The sequence below is a fragment of the Nocardioides sp. AE5 genome, from assembly GCF_031844485.1.
GTDB lineage: Bacteria > Actinomycetota > Actinomycetes > Propionibacteriales > Nocardioidaceae > Nocardioides.
In genome coordinates, this window is sequence record NZ_JAUZVI010000002.1 from 302,516 (window position 1) to 320,113 (window position 17,598).

The window sequence follows — 17,598 nt, forward strand, 5'->3', positions numbered from 1 at the left end:
CCGCCGCCACCGCCCAGGTGGACGAACTCGAGGCCCACACCCTGCAACTGCAGGCAGAGATTGACGAACTGCGACGGCGGGTCACTGAGCTCGAGACCGAGCAGGACGAGATCGACGACGAGCTCGGCGAGGCCCGGAGCGTGGTGGCCGAGGCCAATGATGAGCTCCGGGCCGCACGCGCAGCACGCGACAGCGCCGCCGCGAGGCTGGACCGGCTCACCTGCCGCCTCGGCGTCCTCAGGTGTCAACTGGTGCCGTCTCGGCGCAGGTCAGGCCCAGCCCTTCGAGCGCTCCACCGCCTCCAGCCACCGTGCATGTGCCGCCTCGGCCTTCCCGCGGTCAGTGGCCGGGGTGAAGTCACGGTCCAGCTGCCAGGTCTGGCGCAGGTCATCGGTGGAGTCCCACACCCCCGTGCCGAGCCCGGCCAGGAACGCAGCGCCGAGGGCTGTGGTGTCCACGATCCGGGGACGCTCCACGGTGATGCCGAGCTGGTCGGCCTGGAGCTGGCAGAGCAGGTCGTTGCCCGCAGCGCCGCCGTCCACCTTGAGGCGGCTGACCTCGGGCATCGTAGCGAGCACGTCGCGCACCTCGAAGGCGATCGCCTCGAGGGTGGCCCGCACGATGTGGGCCCGGGTGGTGCCGCGGGTCAGGCCGATGATCATGCCGCGCGCCTGCGGGTCCCAGTGGGGGGCGCCCAGGCCGGTCAGGGCCGGGACGAAGACGACCCCGTCGGAGGAGTCGACGGTGCCGGCGATCGCGGCGGTCTCCGAGGCCGAGCCGACGACCTGCAGGCCGTCGCGCAGCCACTGCACCGCGGCGCCGGTGACGAAGATGGATCCCTCGAGCGCATAGGTCAACTCACCGTCAGGCGAGCGCCAGGCCGCGGTCGAGAGCAGCCCGGCATCGCTGCGTTCGAGGGTGGTCCCGGTGTTGGTCAGGATGAAGGACCCGGTGCCATAAGTGCACTTCACCTCGCCGGGATCGAAGCAGGTCTGCCCGAAAAGGGCCGACTGCTGGTCCCCGGCCAGGCCGGCAATGGGCAGGGAGAGGCCGCAGAACGACTTCGGGTCGGTGACGCCGACCTCACCCCAGTTCGGCACGATCTCGGGCAGCGCGTCACGCGGCACCCCGAAGAGGTCGCACAGCTCCTCGGACCAGTCGCCGGTGGACAGGTCGAGGAGCAGCGTGCGGCAGGCGTTGGAGACGTCCGTGACGTGCCACGTGCCCCGGGTCATCCGGGCGACCAGGTAGGACTCCACGGTGCCGATCGCATAGCGGCCCGAGGTGACCAGCGCCCAGGTGTTCGGCTCGTGCTCGGCCAGCCACATCAGCTTGGTCGCAGAGAAATACGGGTCCAGCCGCAGCCCGGTCAACTCACGAACCCGGTCCTCGTGGCCGGCGTTGCGCAGGCGCTCGCAGATGTCCGCCGTACGCCGGTCCTGCCACACGATGGCGCGCCGCGGGGAGCCGAGCGTCTCGCGGTCCCAGAGCATCACCGTCTCGCGCTGGTTGGTGATCCCGATCGCGGTGAGCTCCCCGTCGTACGCCGCGAGCACTTCGCGGGTCGCCTCCAGGGTGGCCTGCCAGATCTCCTCGGGTGCGTGCTCCACCCAGCCGGGTTGCGGGAAGTGCTGGGCGAACTCCTGGTAGCCGCGGGCGGCGATGGTGCCCTCGGGGGTCACCGCCAGGGCGGTCACCCCGGTGGTCCCGGCGTCGATCGCGAGGATGCTCACTGGTCCGCTCCTGTCGTGGGTCCGGAGGCGCGCAGGATCGCCAGCACCCGCCGGTCGATCCACGACCCGGTCGGCGCGACCCGCATCTCGTAGTTCTCGGTGCCAGCCCACTCGAGCAGGTCGTCGTGGCCCAGGGCCCGGACCAACGCGGTGATCTCGGCATCGAGTTCCTCGGTGACCGGGATCTTGTCCTCCTCCACCGTGGCGGTCAGGAAGAGGTCGTTGAGCTCGAGGAGGCGGGCGAGCTCGGGGATCGGGGTCGCGTGGTCATCGACGCGCAGGTCGACCGCCACGTCGTCGTGGCCGCCGTACCCGGCGCCGTCACGGACCACCAGCAACGCTGCGGACTGCCGGCCGCGGCGATCGCCACCGGCATCGTCACCGGCGCGCAACGCCGCCAGCAGCCGGTCAGCCAGTGGCGCACCGGGATCGGAAGCGGCCCAGGCCTGCTCCATCGCCTCGACCACCTCGGGGCCGGTGAGGATGTTGCCCTGGATCGCGTAGCCGTCACCGACGATGCCGCCGGCCCAGTCGTGGCACGCCGGCCCGGTGTGCGAGGCAGCGACCCCGTCCATGTCCACGATGCCGACCTGGCGATGGTCGCGGTCGGGATCCTCGACGAGCAGGTGGTCCAGCGCCACCGGCGCGGTCGCGCCCTCGTCGAGATGGGCCAGGGCGAGCCCCTTGTACGCCGTGTTCGCATTCGCCTGGGTCGCCACGGCACCGATGCCCGCCACTGCCGCCGGGACGGCGTTGCCCACCGCGAGGAACTTCGAGGCAACCGCCACGCCCCAGGACTCACCATCTGCCGACCTGGCCACGATCGAGAACGTCATGGCAGGGAGCCTATCCGCACCTCGCGCGACACACCGGCGGCACGAGGGGGTGCCCAAGAACGCCGATTGGCGACATGATGGGGGAATGCGGCACCGGTGCACCGGTGCCGACGGATCTTGGGAGGACCTGATGTCTGCAGCGTCGGAAGAGAGCACGGAAGCATCCGGAATCGGCGAGACCGAGCTCAACCGGGCCATCGGGCCCAGGTTGTTGTTGCTCTTCATCGTCGGGGACATCCTCGGCACCGGCATCTATGCGCTCACCGGTGACGTCGCGGGCCAGGTCGGCGGTGCCGCCTGGGCCCCGTTCCTGGTGGCCTTCGCCGTGGCGACCGTGACGGCGTTCTCCTACCTCGAACTGGTCACGAAGTATCCCCAGGCCGCCGGTGCGGCGCTCTACACGCACAAGGCTTTCGGGATCCACTTCGTCACCTTCCTGGTCGCCTTCACGGTGATGTGCTCCGGGATCACCTCCGCCTCGACGGCGGCCAGTGCGGTGGCCGGCTTCTTCAGCGATGCGTTCCAGCTGGGCTACGAGGCCGGCAGCACCCCGCTGCTGCTGATTGCGCTGATCTTCATGGTGCTGATCGGCCTGCTCAACCTGCGCGGCGTCAGCGAGTCGGTGATGGCCAACGTGGTGCTGACCCTGGTCGAGCTCTCCGGACTGCTGATGATCATCTTCATCGGCCTCTATGCGATGAGCGACGGCAAGGCCGACTTCTCCCGGGTGGTGGTCTTCGAGGCGGCCGGCGACAAGTCGCTCTTCCTCACCGTGACCACCGGCACCGCGCTGGCCTTCTTCGCGATGATCGGGTTCGAGGACTCGGTGAACATGGCCGAGGAGACCAAGGACCCACAGCGCGACTTCCCCAAGATGATGCTCAGCGGACTGGGCCTCGCTGCAGTGATCTATGTCCTCGTCGCGGTCACGGCGGTGGCACTGGTCCCGGTCGGTGACCTCACCGACCCGGACAAGCCGAGCGCACTGACCCAGGTGGTCGCGGCCGGGGCGCCGGGCATGCCGTTCGACCGGATCTTCCCGTTCATCGCGATGTTCGCCGTCGCCAACACGGCACTGATCAACATGCTGATGGCCAGCCGGCTGCTCTATGGCATGGCGCGCCAGGGCGTGCTGCCCGCAGCGCTGGGCAAGGTGCACCCGGGGCGGCGTACGCCGTGGGTGGCGATCCTGTTCACCACCGCGCTGGCCATCGGCCTGATCACCTATGTGGTGCTGGCATCGCGCTCGGAGTCGTCGGCCAACACCGTCAAGCTCCTGGGCGGCACCACCGCGCTGCTCCTGCTCGCCGTCTTCACCGTGGTCAACATCGCGCTGCTGATCCTGCGCAAGGACAAGGTCGCCCACAAGCACTTCAAGTCACCGACGGTGTTGCCCTACGTGGGTGCGGTGACCTGCGCCTTCCTGGTCGGGCCGTGGGCACGGACCGAGGACCAGATGGACCAGTACGAGATCGCCGGCATCCTGATCGCGCTGGGTGTGTTGTCGTGGCTGATCACCTGGGCCTTCACCCGTGGCAAGCGGAAGGTCGAATACACCGGGGAATGACCGTGGCGGCGCCGACGTAGGATCGCGGTGTGATCCCAGACCTCGCTGCCCTGCACGCCCAGGGCGCCGCACAACAGCCGACGTATCCCGACCCGACTGCGGTCGACGCAGCGGTTGCGCGCCTGCGCAGCTTCCCGCCGTTGGTCTTCGCCGGGGAGTGCGACGACTTGAAGGGGAAGCTGGCGGCCGTCTCCCGCGGCGAGGCGTTCCTGCTCCAGGGCGGCGACTGCGCCGAGACCCTGGCCGGAGTCACCGCGGAGAACGTGCGCAACAAGCTGCGCGTGCTGCTCCAGATGGCCGTCGTGCTTACTTATTCCGGCTCCGTTCCGGTGGTCAAGCTCGGCCGCCTCGCCGGCCAGTACGCCAAGCCCCGCTCGAGTGACTTCGAGACCCGCGAGACCCCTGAGGGTCCGGTGACCCTGCCTGCCTACCGTGGTGACGCGGTCAACGGGTTCGACTTCACCGCCGAGGCGCGGATGCCGGACCCACACCGCCTGGTCGACGTCTATAACGCCTCCGCGGCTACGCTGAACCTGATCCGTGCCTTCGTCAACGGTGGGTACGCCGACCTGCGCCAGGTCCACACCTGGAACACCGACTTCGTCCGCGAGTCGCACCATGCGCAGCGCTATGAGCAGATGGCCAACGAGATCGAGCGGGCGCTGACCTTCATGAAGGCGATCGGTGCGAACCCGGACGAGTTCCATCGCGTGGACTTCTACTCCAGCCATGAGGCGCTTGTCCTGGAATACGAGCACGCGCTGACCCGCATCGACTCGCGCACGGATCTCCCGTACGACGTGTCCAGCCACTTCGTGTGGATCGGGGAACGCACCCGCCAGATCGACGGCGCCCATGTCGAACTGCTCAGCCGGATCCAGAACCCGATCGGGGTCAAGCTCGGGCCGACCACGACTGCCGACGACGCCCTGGCGCTGGCCGCGAAGTTGAACCCCGCCAACGAGCCGGGCCGGCTCACCTTCATCACCCGCTTCGGTGCCGACAAGATCCGTGAGGGCCTGGCGCCGGTCGTGGAGAAGGTCACCGCCGCGGGCACCAACGTGGCCTGGGTCTGCGACCCGATGCACGGCAACACGTTCACCGCCTCCTCGGGCTACAAGACCCGCCGCTTCGACGACGTGATCGAGGAGGTCCAGGGCTTCTTCGATGTCCACCGCGCCCTGGGCACCTGGCCCGGAGGCGTACACGTGGAACTGACCGGCGACGACGTGACCGAGTGCGTCGGCGGCGGCGAGGAACTGGCCGAGATCGACCTGGGCAACCGCTATGAGTCGGTCTGCGACCCGCGTCTGAACCGGGTCCAGTCGCTCGAGTTGTCGTTCCTGGTCGCGAAGATGCTGCGCCAGGCCTGAGCGGACCAGTCACCCGGCGGACCGAACGGGTGCACATGCACCGGAACGGCCCCGGAAACCTCGCTTCAAGGGCCGATCGGGTGCACATGCGCCGGTGCGCGCTCGGCGGCGTACGCCGGTGCGGCAGGATGGTCGGGTGAGTGACATCGTTGACCTGCGCAGTGACACCGTGACCAAGCCGACGGCGGCGATGAGGGCCGCCATGGCCGCTGCCGAGGTGGGTGACGACGTGTACGGCGAGGACCCCACCGTCCGCCAACTCGAGGAGCGGGTCGCGGACCTCCTCGGTCACGAGGCAGCACTCTTCACCCCCTCAGGCTCGATGGCCAACGTGCTCGCGGTGCGCACCGTGGCCGGGGTCGGCCAGGAGGTGCTGTGCGAGGCTCGCGCCCACATTGCCCGTGCCGAACTCGGTGCGCACGCGGCGCACACGGGGGTGACCATGCGCACCTGGAGCGATCCCGGGGGTGGCATCGACCTGGCCGCGATCCGCGACCTCTATGCGCCGGACATGGGGCCGTTCTTCGTGCCCACCGCGGCGATCTCCGTGGAGAACACGCACAACTTCGCCGGGGGAGCGGTGCTGCCCTGGGAGGACCTCGAGGCATTGCGCACGTACGCCGACGACACCGGCGTCGCGATCCACCTCGACGGGGCACGGATCTGGAACGCCCACGTGGCCACCGGCCGGTCGCTTGCCGACTATGGGCGCATCGCCGACGTGGCGGCGGTCTGCCTCTCCAAGGGTCTGGGGGCACCGATCGGGTCCCTCATGGTCGGCTCGGCCGAGGCCATCGCGGAGAGCAGGGTGTGGCGCAAGCGGATGGGCGGCGGGATGCGCCAGGTCGGCATCCTGGCGGCCGCCGGCCTGCATGCGCTGGACCACCACATCGATCGGTTGGCCGAGGACCATGCGCATGCAGCGATCCTGGCCGAGGCGATGGGAGTCACCAGCAGCACCAACATCATCCTCGCCGAACACCCGGAGGCGGCGCGCGTGGTGGCAGAGGCCGCGGAGGAGGGCATCCTGGTCTCCGCTGTCGGCCCGACCTCGGTGCGCGCCGTCACCCACCTGGACGTGGACCGGTCAGCGGTCGAGCGTGCCGCTGTCGTGCTCGCGCGGATCTTCGCCCAGCAGTGAGGTTGCCTGCGGCTGGCTCGGGGGAGGGGCGGAGGATGCTGTCTGCGGTGCAAATGACCGACAGCCGCCGGCCACGGGAGTGGCCGACGGCTGCCGGTGCGGTTCGCTACTGCTGCGGGGGAGGCTGCTGTCCCCACTGCTGCTGGGGCGGCTGACCGCCCTGCGGCGGGGGCTGCTGGCCCCACTGCTGCGGCGGCTGGCCACTCTGCGGGGGAGGCTGCTGGCCCCACTGCTGCTGGGGCGGCTGACCGCCCTGCGGAGGAGGCTGCTGACCCCACTGCTGCTGCGGTGGTGCCTGCGGGGGAGGCTGCTGGCCCCACTGCTGCTGGGGCGGCTGACCGCCCTGCGGCGGGGGCTGCTGTCCCCACTGCTGCTGCGGCTGGCCCTGTCCGCCGGCCTGCTGCTGGACCGAGTTGGCCATCCCCTTGGCCTTGGCGCTCAACGCGTTGAGGTCAAGGTTGTTGGTGACCAGCAACAGGATCGCGCCGATCACGAGCGAGAACAGGAAGATGAACGCGGTCGTCTGGACAGCTTCCAGGCCTATCCAGGTCGTTGACTTGGTGTCGTCGTCCCTGTACGCGACGTGGGCGTTGGAGAAGCGAACCAGGAACGGGATGAAGACCAGCAGGCCCCCGACATAGACGAGCACGTTGCGCAGCACGCGCGACTGGTCGGTCGACTTCCAGATCACCACATAGAGGGCCACCGCGATCACGGCCAGGGCAATGACGGGGGAGATCCACATGAAGCCGTTCTCGTCACCGATGTCGCCGAGGCGATCCAAGTTGTCCTTGGACTTGTTGTCCCCGCCGTATCCGCTACCGAACCCGGCAAAGACGCCGATCCCGGTCATCCACGTTCCGAGGGCTGGCAGCAGGGCCAGCATGCCCATGAACTCGGGGAAGCCTCGGCTGTCGTCGTCGCCGATCATGATCGCGGCGATGAAGAAGAGCCCGGCCACCAAGGCAAGCGCCACGAAGGCGACGTAGCCGAGCAGCGGGGTGGCAACCCAGTCGTGGACCACCGCGAACTTCGCGGAGAGCCAGTCACGGCGCGCCAGGATGGCCAGGGCGAGCAGGGTGAGCAGGAGGAAGAAGCCCAGGAAGATGGCACCGGGGATGGACGACCAGGTGCCGTCGCCGCCGCCGGGCATGGACAGGGGGGTTTCCGCATACGCGTCGATCTCCGGAGACCAGATCCGCAGCGCGATCATCAGCACAACCAGTCCACCGGTCAGCACCAGTGCGGCGCGGATCGCGTCGAAGAGCGCGTCCTTGGCATTCGGGTAACCCGCGGTGACCTTGCGGAACAGGAAGACCGCGGCCCCGAGGGCGAGCACGGTGGCCAGGAACGGGTGTTGGCCGATCGAGAGGCTGGCGTCATCCCCATGGCTCTCGACGATGTTCACGCCGAACGCGGCTCCGGTCAGCATCAGGGTCATTGCCAGGCCCTGGACGAAGTCGAAGTCGTCCATCGTGGTGAAAGCGGCCAAGGCGCCGAGGAGCAGGGCGACGCCGAGTGCGGCGCCGGCAACCAGGGCCATGCCACCCCAGTTGCCGACCAAGAGCTTGGAGAAGTCGAACTGCGGCGCTGCATGCGGCGGCGGGGTGAACTGCGGTCCCTGCGGACCACCCTGCGGGGCGCCGTACATCGGCTGGTCCTGCTGCTGTGGCTGTCCCCACTGCTGCTGGCCCTGCGGAGCGCCCTGCTGCGGTGCACCCTGGGGAGCGCCGTACGCCGGCGGAGCAGCTGGCGGTGGGCCCGGGGGAGCGGCCGGGGGCGGCGTCCACTGCTGCTGTGCCGGTGGCTGGTTCTCTGGCCGGCCCGCGGGCCGGACCTGGGTCACGTCCTCACTGCTGGCCTGCGGGGCGAGGGAAGCGCCGCAGGAACCACAGAAGGGACTGTCACCGCCGACCTGCGCACCACACTGGGGGCACTGGCTCATGGTTGACTCCGATCATTTCTCGTCGGGGAGAGAATTTCTTCATCGACACCCTAGACGGTGCAGCGCCCCGTAAGGGCAGGAGTCGACCAATTGGAGGCCTTCCTACCCAGTGAAGAAGCGGAGAAACCGTCAGCCGGTTCGTCCGCGCACCACAACCTCGCCCATCGCAGTCACGTCCTTGGCCAGCTCGCCGGTCGGCTCGTCGCTCACCTTGGTGATCTTCATGATGACCTTGCCCGAAGCGATGGAGTTGACCGCCAGCACCTGCATCTCCGTGGTCTCCGCCAGGGTCTGGGTGACCGTGGTCCCGTCGTCGAAAGTCCACTCGACCTCGAGCACCCGGCGATTGCGGTCATACCAGTCAACGGTGCGGTCACCGGCCTTGTCCTTCTTGGCGTAGCCGTTGACCAGGCCGACCTCCATCACCGTGGTCCCTGCGGGCAGGGTGAAGGTGACCGTCGCGCCGCTGGCATCGCCGGCCAGCCGGTATGCGGTCGAGGGGTCGCCGTCGAGGAGGTTGGTGGCCGGGTAACTGACCTTGTCGCCCTTGAGGTCGACCCCGGGCGCGATCGGGTCCGGGCCACTGGCCTTGACCTGCTTGCTGATGTCGAGCGGGGGACCGCCGGGGTTGGTTGGTGCGGTCGGCTCGTCCTCGTCTTCGCTGGGCGGTTCGCTCGCAGGTGGGTCCGAGGGGTCCTCGTCATCGGGCTCGGCATCCGCCGGGGAAGAGGGAGTGTCCTTCGCGACCGTGTTGTCGGAGTCGTCGTCGCGGGTGGCCAGCCAGATGCCACCTGCGGTGAGTAGGAGCAGCACCAAGACCAGGGGAACGGCCCACAGGGCCGGACTGCGGCGGCGTTCTTCGTCGTCGGGGCCGCGATGGATGCCCCCTGCGGGGGCGGGTTCCGGATTGCTGAGCCATGCCGGAGGAGCCTGGTACGACGGGGACTGGGGCGGCGCGGCGTGTGGCTGCGGGGCCTGTGGTGGTTCGTCGGCGAAGAGTGGATAGCGTGCGCCGGTGGCCGCGTCAGGCTGCACGGCGGGCATCCGCGGATTGGTCCGCTCCGCGGGGCTCTCCTGGTGGTTTCCGGGAACAGCCGGCGCGGCGGGGGAGACGGCAGCGCCACAGTTGGTGCAGAAGCGGCCGACGCCCAGCACGGCGCCGCAACTCTTGCAGAAACTCATGGTCCTCCCTCGTGTCAGCGAGGCAAAGCCTAGGCGACACCCCGAAACGGACGAAATGCAGATCCTGGACCGGGAGAGGCTCAGCCCTTCCGCGCCAGGGACGACGAGTCCACGCGTCCGAGGGCCGGCGGGAGTTGCCGCACAGCCTTGGCCAGGTCACGCAACTCGGTGCCCAGGAGGGCCTGGGGACCATCGCACAGTGCAGTCTCGGGCTGTGGGTGCACGTCGACGATCACCCCGTCCGCGCCGACGGCAATCGCAGCACGCGACAGGGGTACCACCAGGTCCTTGCGCCCGGCCGCATGCGACGGGTCGACGATCACCGGCAGGTGCGTGGTGGCTTGGGCCACTGGAACCGCGGAGATGTCGAGCGTGTTGCGCGTGGCCGGTTCGAAGGTACGGATCCCGCGCTCGCACAGGACGATGTCGAGGTTGCCCCGCTGGGCGACGTACTCCGCGGCCATCAGCCACTCCTCGATGGTGGCACTCATCCCGCGCTTGAGCAGCACCGGCTTGCCGGCCTCGCCGACGGCCTGGAGGAGGCCGAAGTTGGCCATGTTGCGGGTGCCGATCTGCAGCAGGTCGGCGTGCTCGGCAACGGCCGGTACGTCGCGTGCGTCGACGACTTCGGTGACGATCGGCATCCCGGTCGCCTCGCGCACGCTGGCCAGGATCTCCAGGCCCCGCTTCCCCAGGCCCTGGAAGGCGTAGGGGGAGGTGCGCGGCTTGTAGGCACCGCCGCGCAGGATCGTCGCGCCGGCCGACTGCGCCATCCGGGCCGCCTCGACGGTCTGCTCGGCCGACTCCACGGCACACGGACCGGCGATGAAGGTGAACGAGTCCGGGCCGATCGGCACCTGGTTGCCCTTCGGGCCGATCCACACCGTCGAACGCGCCGGGTGGTGCTGGCGGCTGACCAGTTTGAACGGATCGGAGATCCGGTGCACGTCGGCGACACCGGCGAAGGTGCGCAGGTTTAGGTGGTGGAACGACTCGATGTCGCCGACCAGGCCGATGATGGTGCGCACCTTGCCCCGGGAGACGAACGCCTCCCCGCCCACGTCCTCCACCCGCGAGACGACACGCTCGATGTCCTCTTCGGTGGCTTCGGGAGACATGACGACGACCATGCCTCGAGCCTAGTGGCGCGGGACGTCGCCGGCCGCGCGGAATCAGGATGCGGGACTACCGGGCAGTAATCACGGCAGGGCGGAGCCGCCGCGGGGCGAGGCGCCGGAGGGTGCCGGTCAGCCTGCCTGTTCGCGGAGCTTCTTGAGCAGGTCCACGTCCGGGTTGCCCGCCTCGCGCGAGCCCGGCGTCTCCAGGATGAACGGCACGCCCTCGGTGGCCGGGTGGGCGAACAGGTCCCGGAACGCGTCCTCGCCGATGTGTCCGGCGCCGATGTTCTGGTGGCGGTCCTTGAAGGCGCCTCGCACATCCATCGAGTCGTTGGCGTGGATCAACCGCAGGCGCTCCGGCCCGCCGATCTCCACGATCCGCTCCAGCGTCGCCGCGGTGCCGCCCGGTTCATCCAGCGGTGCTCCCGCGGCGAAGACGTGGCAGGTGTCCAGGCAGATGCCGGCCTTCGGGTGGAAGTCGACCGCCGCCAGGTAGGGGTCCAGGTCGTCGACCCCGGCGCACAACGAGCGCCCCTGCCCGGCGGTGGGCTCGAGCAGCAGCCACGGGGCGTCGTCGTCCTCGAGCGTCTCCAGCAGGGGCAGCAGTCCTTCGCGCACCTGGCGCATAGCCGCGTCGTACTTCTCGCTCGAGTTGCTCGGATCGACGTACGACCCGGTGTGCACCACCACGCCCTCGGCGCCGATCTCGGCGGCACGCTTCAGGTTGTGCGCCACGGTCGCCACGGACTTCTCGTACGTCGAGGCGGTGGGCGAACCGAGGTTCACCAGGTACGGCGCGTGGATGAACGAGCGGATCCCGGACGCCGCGCACTCCTCACGGAACCGTGCGTCCTGGGCCGGGTTGCCCGCAGAAGCCGCCCAGCCACGCGGGTTGCCGACGAAGACCTGGAGCGTCTCGCAACCGAGGTCGCGCATGTCGGCCAGCGCCCCGGAGGCCAGTCCCTTGCCGACGGTGACGTGGGAGCCGATGGGGTTGCGGAGCGAGAGATCAGGCATGGGAGGAGCCTAGCCCGGCTCACTCCTCTCACACGATGCTGATGGGTGCGAGCCTGCGGGGCTTGCCTGCGCCGGACCTCCTCCGTCGGCCCGACTCCGGCTCACTCCTCGTCTCACACGATGACAATCGTCACCGTGCTGCCCTTGGGTGCCTTGCCGCCGCTCGGCGACTGGGTGAGCACGAAGTGCAGGCCCACATAGTTCTGGTGCTGCTCGACCTTCACCTTGAACCCGGCATCCTCCAGCGCCTTGGTGGCAGCCTCCACACCCATCCCGCGCACCCGTGGCACGTCGACCATCTGCGGTCCCTTGGAGACCTCGAGGGTGATCGTGTCGCCCTTGAACACCTCGCCGCTGCTGGGGGACTGGCTGATCACGTTGCCCTCGGCGACGCTGTCACTGAACGCCTCGGTGGTCTCCACCTTGAGGTCCAGTTCCTCCAGGGCCTTGGTCGCCTCGCTGGCCTTCTTGCCGGTCCAGTCGACCACCGGGATCGGTTCGGGGCCCTTGCTCACCGTGATGTCCACGGTGGTGCCCGGCTTGAGTGAGGTCCCGGCCGCCGGATCGCTGTCGATGACCTGCCCCTCGGGCACCTCGTCGTGGTAGACCTCGATCGCCTTGCCGAAGTCGAGGTTCGTGTCCTGGATCGCCTTCTGGGCCTCGTCGACACTCATCCCCTCGACGGTGGGCACGTCATAGCGTTCCTTGCCCAGGGAGAGCACCACCGTCACCTCGCCGCCGTCGAGGACCCGGTCGCCGGGCTTGGGGTCGGTGCTGATCACCAGCCCCTTCTCCACGGTCTCGGAATAGACCGGATCACCCTCGACATAGGTCAGCCCGGCGCCCTCGAGGCGATCCTTGGCATCGGCGGCGGAGAGGGAGAGCACGCCGGGAGTCGTGGTGTAGCGGGCGAAGCCGAACCACCACGCCCCCAGGCCCACGGTGAGTGCCAGCACGATCGCCACCAGCACCACGACGAGTCCCTTGCGCGAGTGGCGCTGGGATGCGTCGGGGGCTTGCTCCGGTGCGGCACCGGGACCGACCGGCCCTGCGGCGTACGGGCCCTGGGGAGGGGGCGTCGCGCCGACGGCGATCATGCTGGTGTGCTCCGCGGCAGGGGCGGCGCCAGACTCCTCCAGGGGATCCTTGGCCGTGTCCTCGCGGGGAGCCGGCGGCGCCGGGACGGGCGCCGCCACGTCCTGGTCGGCGGCATCGGGGGCGTCCTCGACCTCGCGCGGAGTCGCGGCCGGGGAAAGGTCGGCGACCAGGTCCGGATCGTCGACGACGCCCTCGGCCAGGGCCTGCTGCACCCGGTGCACCTGGTGCAGCAGCACGCCGGCGTCGGCAGGTCGCAACTCACGATCGCGTGCGGTAGCCCGGGCGACCAGTGCATCGACGTACGCCGGGATCCCCGGCGCCAGTGCTGAGGGGGGACCGATGTCCTCGTGCACGTGTTTGTAGGCCACCTGGATGGGGGTCTCGCCCTCGTGTGGCTTGCGGCCGGTGAGCAGTTCGTAGAGGACCACCCCGGCGGCGTACACGTCGGCTCGGGCGTCGGCGCGACCGTCGACGACGAGTTCCGGAGCGAGGTAGGAGACCGTGCCGATCAGCACCCCACCGGTGGCCGTGTGCTGGGTGTCGGCGCTGATCGCCTTGGCGAGGCCGAAGTCGGCCACCTTGATCCGGGGGGCGGCTCCGTGGGAGGCGCCGGTGTCCTCGGCGATCAGCACGTTCTCCGGCTTGATGTCGCGGTGGATCAGGTTCGCCCGGTGCGCCGCACGCAGGGCGGAGAGGACGGGCTCGATCAGCGCCAGTGCCTTCTGCGGCGCCATCGGTGCGTCCTTGGTGATCACGTCACGCAGGGTGTGCCCGGGCACGTACTCCATCGCCAGGTAGACGGTGCCGTGCTCCTCGCCCTGGTCGAAGACGTTGACCACGTTGGGGTGCGAGAGCCGTGCGGCGTGCCGGGCCTCGCGCACGAAGCGGGCAGCGAAGTCGCCGTCCTCGCCCATGCCGGGGTGCATCACCTTGAGCGCCACGACGCGGTCCAGGCGCTCGTCGTGGGCCTCGTAGACCGAGGCCATCCCACCGCTGGCGATCCGCGCATCGATGCGATAGCGCCGGTCCAGGACACGCCCGATCAACGGGTCGCTCGGATCCCGTTGGGTGCCTGGCTCCACTGTTCGACCTCCGTGCACGGCTGGATGGGGAAGGATCCGCCTCGCCCAATCCTACGGATCGGGCGATGGTGACCGTCGCCATGAGGCCGTTCCGGCGTGGCGTCCGTGGTACGCCGGAACGTCTGCGGAGCGGGTCAGGCGGGGTTCCAGCCGCCCTTGAGGCGCTCGCGGAGTGCCTTGACGTTCTTCACGTATGGCTTGCTCGCCTGGTAGATCCCGTGGCGGCGGACCGCCCCGATGCCCTGGTAGTACGCCGCGATCTGGTTGTCGAGGCTGGACGTCTGGCGATCGAGCACCTTGAGCAGGAGGACGCCGGCCAGGACGTTGTCCCGGGTGTTGCGCAGGTCCAGTTTGCAACCGGCGTACTGCTCCATCCAGTCACCGGTGCTCGGCAGCACCTGCATGGCGCCGATCGCGTTGGCCGAGGAGACGTGGTGCATCCGCCAGCCGGCCTCCTGCCACGAGATGGCGAGCGCCAGGTAGGGGTCGACGCCCTGCGCCCGGGCGGTGTCGATGATGATGCGGCGTACCTCCGCGCGGGACGGATCGGACGCCTTGGGGGTGGCCTTCGCCGGCTGCTTGCGCGTCGCGTCGTTCTTCTGCGAGTCCGCCTTGGGCTTTGTCGTGCCGACAGCAGCGTCCACCACCGGGATCTTGATCTCCTGGCCGACCCGAAGGGTCCCCTTGGAGTCCAGGTTGTTGTAGCTGATCAGTTCCCTGGTCCAGGCGCGGTACTTGACGGCCAGGCCGGTCGCGGTGTCGCCGGGCTTGACCGTGTACGGGACCAGTGTGCGGCCGGGCGGGAGTTGCTCGTCAGCCGAGGCGGAGGAGGTCAGGCCCGGTGCGAGGGTGACCATCAGCAGGCCGGTCAGCACAGCGGCGGCGCCCCTGGCCAGGCGATGGACCGAGCGCGGGGCACCGGGGTTTCGACGGTTGCGGGCAGTGGGCTGCATGGCGCGGTCCCTTCGTCCGTCGCCCGGTGCCCGGAGATCCGAGTCCTCCGTCTGGTGCACGAGGGCAACCCCACGACGGTAACGGAAGTGGCTGCTGATGCTCAAGGGGTGCATGTGGCGGGACGGATCGTGGGCCGAGGATGTGGAAGAGTTGGCCCCATGAATGACCTCGCTTCCCTGGTCGACGAATGGCTCGACTGGTCCCAGGCCGCAACCGCGCTCGGCGTCAGCGTCAACAAGGTCCGCACCATGATTCGCGAACACGACCTGGCGGCTGCGGTGCCTGCCGAGGGTGCTGGACAGCAGGTGCCTGCGCTCTTCATCCAGGACGGTGTCGTGGTCAAGGGACTCCCCGGCCTGCTCACCCTCTTCCACGACGGAGGATGGGACGACCGGGAGTGCATCGAATGGATCTTCACCGACATGGACCTGCCCGGACGCCCGATCGACGCCTTGCGCGAGAACCGGGGCTCCGAGGTGAAGCGGCGCGCCCAGGCCGCCGCACTGTGAGGCAACCCCAGTGATCCTCGACCAGCGCTCCGGCTGGCAACGCTGGGCGATCACGGTCGTGGTCGCCCTCGTCGTGGGCCTGGGCTGGTTCCTCACCACCGACTGGTCCGGTGACCCGGACCAGGAGGAGCGCACCGACCCGGTCTCCGGGCTGGCCTGGGTCGACGTGGACGACCTCCCCGTTGAGGCACACGACACCCTGGAACTGATTGACGCCGGTGGACCGTTTCCCCATGACCGCGACGGGATCACCTTCGGCAACCGCGAGGGGATCCTGCCCGAGGCCCGACGCGGCCACTATCGTGAATACACCGTCGAGACGCCGGGCCTGGACCACCGCGGCCCGCGGCGCATCGTGACCGGGGGCGAGGACGCGGGCCACCCCGACGAGTTCTACTGGACCGAGGACCACTACGAGTCCTTCGAGAGGATCGCCCGATGAGTGGGTTGGCGCACCGATGAGCGGGTTGGCGGGGCTCCTGGCCGGCCACGACGCACCGGCAGTCCATCTCTGGGAGGCGGCCTTCCCCCCGGAGGAGGTGGCTGCGGCGGTCGACGGCGCCGGCTGGTCGTTCGGGTACGTCGACGGGTGGCGCGACCAGGAGAAGCGCGCCGTCCTGGCTGCGCTCGGCGAGGCGCTCGGGTTCCCGGCGTACTACGGACGCAACCTGGACGCGCTGGCCGACTGCCTGGCGGACCTGGAGCACGACACCGTGCTGCTCTGGGACGGATGGGCGACACTGGCCCGAGGCGACCACGGATCGTTCACCGCACTGCTGGAGGTGCTCGCCGAGCGGACCCGCGCGACGGGCCCCCGGTTCGCCGTCCTGCTGCGGGGGAGGGGACCGGAACTGCCCGGGGTCACCCTGTTGCAGTAGCCCCCGGCCGGTCAGATCACCCGTTGGGTGACCGCGGCGGAGAGCAGGCGGAGCGCGTCGCGCGCCTCCTCGCGCAGGGGGGCACGCTCGAGAGCCGCCACCGAGTCGCGGGCCAGGTCGGCGATCATCTCCTCGACCCGGTCATGGGCGCCCGAGTCGACGATGATCCGGCGCAGGCGGTCCACCGTGGCCAGGTCCAGGTCCTGGCCGAGGGAGGAGTCGAGGAGGGCAGCCTCGTCGGCCGGACTGCTGGACAGTGCCTCGGCCACCAGGACGGTGCGCTTGCCCTCCACCAGGTCGTCCCCGGCCGGCTTGCCGGTGACCTCCGGGTCGCCGAAGACCCCGAGTTGGTCATCGCGCAACTGGAACGCCTCGCCCAGCGGCAGGCCGAATCCGGTCAACGCGGTGATCATCGCGTCGTCGGCCCCGGCGAGCGCTGCCCCGATGTGCAGGGGACGCTCGATCGAATACTTCGCGGACTTGAAGCGCAGCACCGTCATCGCGGTGGCCACGTCCGCCTTGCCCCGCGCCTGGACCGAGACGTCGAGGAACTGGCCGGCGACGACTTCGGTGCGGCAGATGTCGAACATCCGCATCGCGGCCTCGACGCGTTCGGGAGGCAGGCCGCAGGTGCGCAGCATCTCGTCGGCCCAGGTCAGCAGCAGGTCGCCGAGCAGGATGGCCGCCGCCGCGCCGTACTGCTCGGGGTTGCCACGCCAGCCGGCCGTGCGGTGCTCGCCCTCGAAGGCGCGGTGGGTGGCGGGGTGGCCCCGGCGGGTGTCGGAGGCGTCCATGTAGTCGTCATGGACCAGGGCGCTGGCATGGAGCAATTCCAGGCTGGCGCACGCCTTGAGGAGGGCGGTCTCCTCGTCGGGGGAGGGCGCGGCGACCGCGCGGTATCCCCAGTAGCAGAAGGCGGCGCGGAACCGCTTGCCGCCGGTGATCGCCTCGCGGGCGGCATCGAGGAGTCGGGCAGCATCCGGGCCGAGCGGCGCCAGGCGCGTGGTCTGTGCGGTGAGGAAGTCGTCCACCACCGCCTGGAGTCCGGCCCGGAACGCGTCGGTGTCGGCGGCGGGGGTTGCGCTGGCTTCGGTCACGCCTCGACCCTAGCCAACGGTGTTCTGACGGGTGGACAGCGGCTGGGGCGTACGGGAGTGCTCCCTAT

15 protein-coding genes are annotated in these 17,598 nt (G+C 69.6%); 6 read left to right on the forward strand and 9 right to left on the reverse strand.

The genetic code is table 11. The features are described from left to right. Positions 1-269 precede the first annotated feature (269 nt). Together glpK and Q9R27_RS04620 are read right to left on the reverse strand one after the other, a co-directional pair. Positions 270-1,733, reverse strand: coding sequence for a glycerol kinase GlpK (glpK, locus tag Q9R27_RS04615; RefSeq protein ID WP_311251163.1), 1,464 nt, complete (start codon positions 1,731-1,733; stop codon positions 270-272). After that, positions 1,730-2,569, reverse strand: a complete 840-nt coding sequence (locus Q9R27_RS04620; RefSeq protein WP_311251164.1) for a DUF1028 domain-containing protein — start codon at positions 2,567-2,569, stop codon at positions 1,730-1,732. The genes glpK and Q9R27_RS04620 overlap by 4 nt, the downstream gene beginning before the upstream one ends. Before the next feature lie 130 nt (positions 2,570-2,699). Here Q9R27_RS04620 and Q9R27_RS04625 point away from each other — a divergent pair, with 130 nt between their 5' ends. From Q9R27_RS04625 to Q9R27_RS04635, 3 genes are all read left to right on the forward strand, one after another. Next, the gene (locus Q9R27_RS04625) at positions 2,700-4,136 is read left to right on the forward strand and encodes an APC family permease (RefSeq protein WP_311251165.1); all 1,437 of its coding nucleotides are present in this window, start codon (positions 2,700-2,702) and stop codon (positions 4,134-4,136) included. A 29-nt stretch (positions 4,137-4,165) separates the two neighbouring features. Continuing rightward, positions 4,166-5,509, forward strand: coding sequence for a class II 3-deoxy-7-phosphoheptulonate synthase (locus Q9R27_RS04630; protein WP_311251166.1), 1,344 nt, complete (start codon positions 4,166-4,168; stop codon positions 5,507-5,509). A gap of 136 nt (positions 5,510-5,645) precedes the next feature. After that, positions 5,646-6,650: a threonine aldolase family protein gene (locus tag Q9R27_RS04635; RefSeq protein ID WP_311251167.1), complete on the forward strand. Its 1,005-nt coding sequence runs from the start codon at positions 5,646-5,648 to the stop codon at positions 6,648-6,650. Between the two features lie 106 nt (positions 6,651-6,756). On the opposite strand, the gene Q9R27_RS04640 is transcribed toward Q9R27_RS04635, so the two are convergent. The 6 genes from Q9R27_RS04640 to Q9R27_RS04665 all read right to left on the reverse strand — a co-directional run bounded on the left by Q9R27_RS04640 (position 6,757) and on the right by Q9R27_RS04665 (position 15,045). Next, positions 6,757-8,595 carry a zinc ribbon domain-containing protein gene (locus Q9R27_RS04640; protein WP_311251168.1) on the reverse strand — a complete coding sequence of 613 codons (1,839 nt, stop codon included), beginning with the start codon at positions 8,593-8,595 and terminating at the stop codon, positions 6,757-6,759. 129 nt (positions 8,596-8,724) lie between these two features. Further along, the gene (locus Q9R27_RS04645; RefSeq protein WP_311251169.1) at positions 8,725-9,777 is read right to left on the reverse strand and encodes an NADase-type glycan-binding domain-containing protein; all 1,053 of its coding nucleotides are present in this window, start codon (positions 9,775-9,777) and stop codon (positions 8,725-8,727) included. Between the two features lie 80 nt (positions 9,778-9,857). Continuing rightward, entirely contained in the window at positions 9,858-10,907 is a 1,050-nt protein-coding gene (aroF, locus tag Q9R27_RS04650; RefSeq protein WP_311251170.1) for a 3-deoxy-7-phosphoheptulonate synthase, read from the reverse strand. A gap of 117 nt (positions 10,908-11,024) precedes the next feature. Further along, positions 11,025-11,912: a deoxyribonuclease IV gene (locus Q9R27_RS04655; RefSeq protein WP_311251171.1), complete on the reverse strand. Its 888-nt coding sequence runs from the start codon at positions 11,910-11,912 to the stop codon at positions 11,025-11,027. A gap of 113 nt (positions 11,913-12,025) precedes the next feature. Next, positions 12,026-14,092, reverse strand: coding sequence for a Stk1 family PASTA domain-containing Ser/Thr kinase (pknB, locus tag Q9R27_RS04660; protein WP_311251172.1), 2,067 nt, complete (start codon positions 14,090-14,092; stop codon positions 12,026-12,028). Positions 14,093-14,226: 134 nt separating this feature from the next. After that, on the reverse strand, positions 14,227-15,045 hold the full coding sequence (locus Q9R27_RS04665) for a transglycosylase SLT domain-containing protein (RefSeq protein ID WP_311251173.1): 819 nt from the start codon (positions 15,043-15,045) through the stop codon (positions 14,227-14,229). A 159-nt stretch (positions 15,046-15,204) separates the two neighbouring features. Between Q9R27_RS04665 and Q9R27_RS04670 the strand changes: the two genes are divergently transcribed. Genes Q9R27_RS04670 through Q9R27_RS04680 form a run of 3 tightly spaced genes read left to right on the forward strand, consistent with a single transcriptional unit; the run spans position 15,205 to position 16,433 of the window. Next, entirely contained in the window at positions 15,205-15,555 is a 351-nt protein-coding gene (locus tag Q9R27_RS04670) for an Rv2175c family DNA-binding protein (RefSeq protein WP_311251174.1), read from the forward strand. Positions 15,556-15,565: 10 nt separating this feature from the next. Beyond that, the gene (locus Q9R27_RS04675; RefSeq protein WP_311251175.1) at positions 15,566-15,997 is read left to right on the forward strand and encodes a ribonuclease domain-containing protein; all 432 of its coding nucleotides are present in this window, start codon (positions 15,566-15,568) and stop codon (positions 15,995-15,997) included. A gap of 16 nt (positions 15,998-16,013) precedes the next feature. Further along, on the forward strand, positions 16,014-16,433 hold the full coding sequence (locus tag Q9R27_RS04680) for a barstar family protein (RefSeq protein ID WP_311251176.1): 420 nt from the start codon (positions 16,014-16,016) through the stop codon (positions 16,431-16,433). 11 nt (positions 16,434-16,444) lie between these two features. Here the strand turns inward: Q9R27_RS04680 and Q9R27_RS04685 are convergent, their stop codons facing one another. After that, a complete protein-coding gene (locus Q9R27_RS04685) occupies positions 16,445-17,530 on the reverse strand; it encodes a polyprenyl synthetase family protein (protein WP_311251177.1) in 1,086 nt (361 codons plus the stop codon). Between the last annotated feature and the right edge of the window lie 68 nt (positions 17,531-17,598).

Bases quoted from the DNA above. Each gene is read 5' to 3' on its own strand.
- Q9R27_RS04620 (WP_311251164.1), bottom strand. From the start codon at position 2,569: ATGACGTTCTCGATCGTGGCCAGGTCGGCAGATGGTGAGTCCTGGGGC.
- Q9R27_RS04625 (WP_311251165.1), top strand. From the start codon at position 2,700: ATGTCTGCAGCGTCGGAAGAGAGCACGGAAGCATCCGGAATCGGCGAG.
- Q9R27_RS04640 (WP_311251168.1), bottom strand. From the start codon at position 8,595: ATGAGCCAGTGCCCCCAGTGTGGTGCGCAGGTCGGCGGTGACAGTCCC.
- Q9R27_RS04645 (WP_311251169.1), bottom strand. From the start codon at position 9,777: ATGAGTTTCTGCAAGAGTTGCGGCGCCGTGCTGGGCGTCGGCCGCTTC.
- aroF (WP_311251170.1), bottom strand. From the start codon at position 10,907: ATGGTCGTCGTCATGTCTCCCGAAGCCACCGAAGAGGACATCGAGCGT.
- Q9R27_RS04655 (WP_311251171.1), bottom strand. From the start codon at position 11,912: ATGCCTGATCTCTCGCTCCGCAACCCCATCGGCTCCCACGTCACCGTC.
- Q9R27_RS04665 (WP_311251173.1), bottom strand. From the start codon at position 15,045: ATGCAGCCCACTGCCCGCAACCGTCGAAACCCCGGTGCCCCGCGCTCG.
- Q9R27_RS04670 (WP_311251174.1), top strand. From the start codon at position 15,205: ATGAATGACCTCGCTTCCCTGGTCGACGAATGGCTCGACTGGTCCCAG.
- Q9R27_RS04680 (WP_311251176.1), top strand. From the start codon at position 16,014: ATGAGCGGGTTGGCGGGGCTCCTGGCCGGCCACGACGCACCGGCAGTC.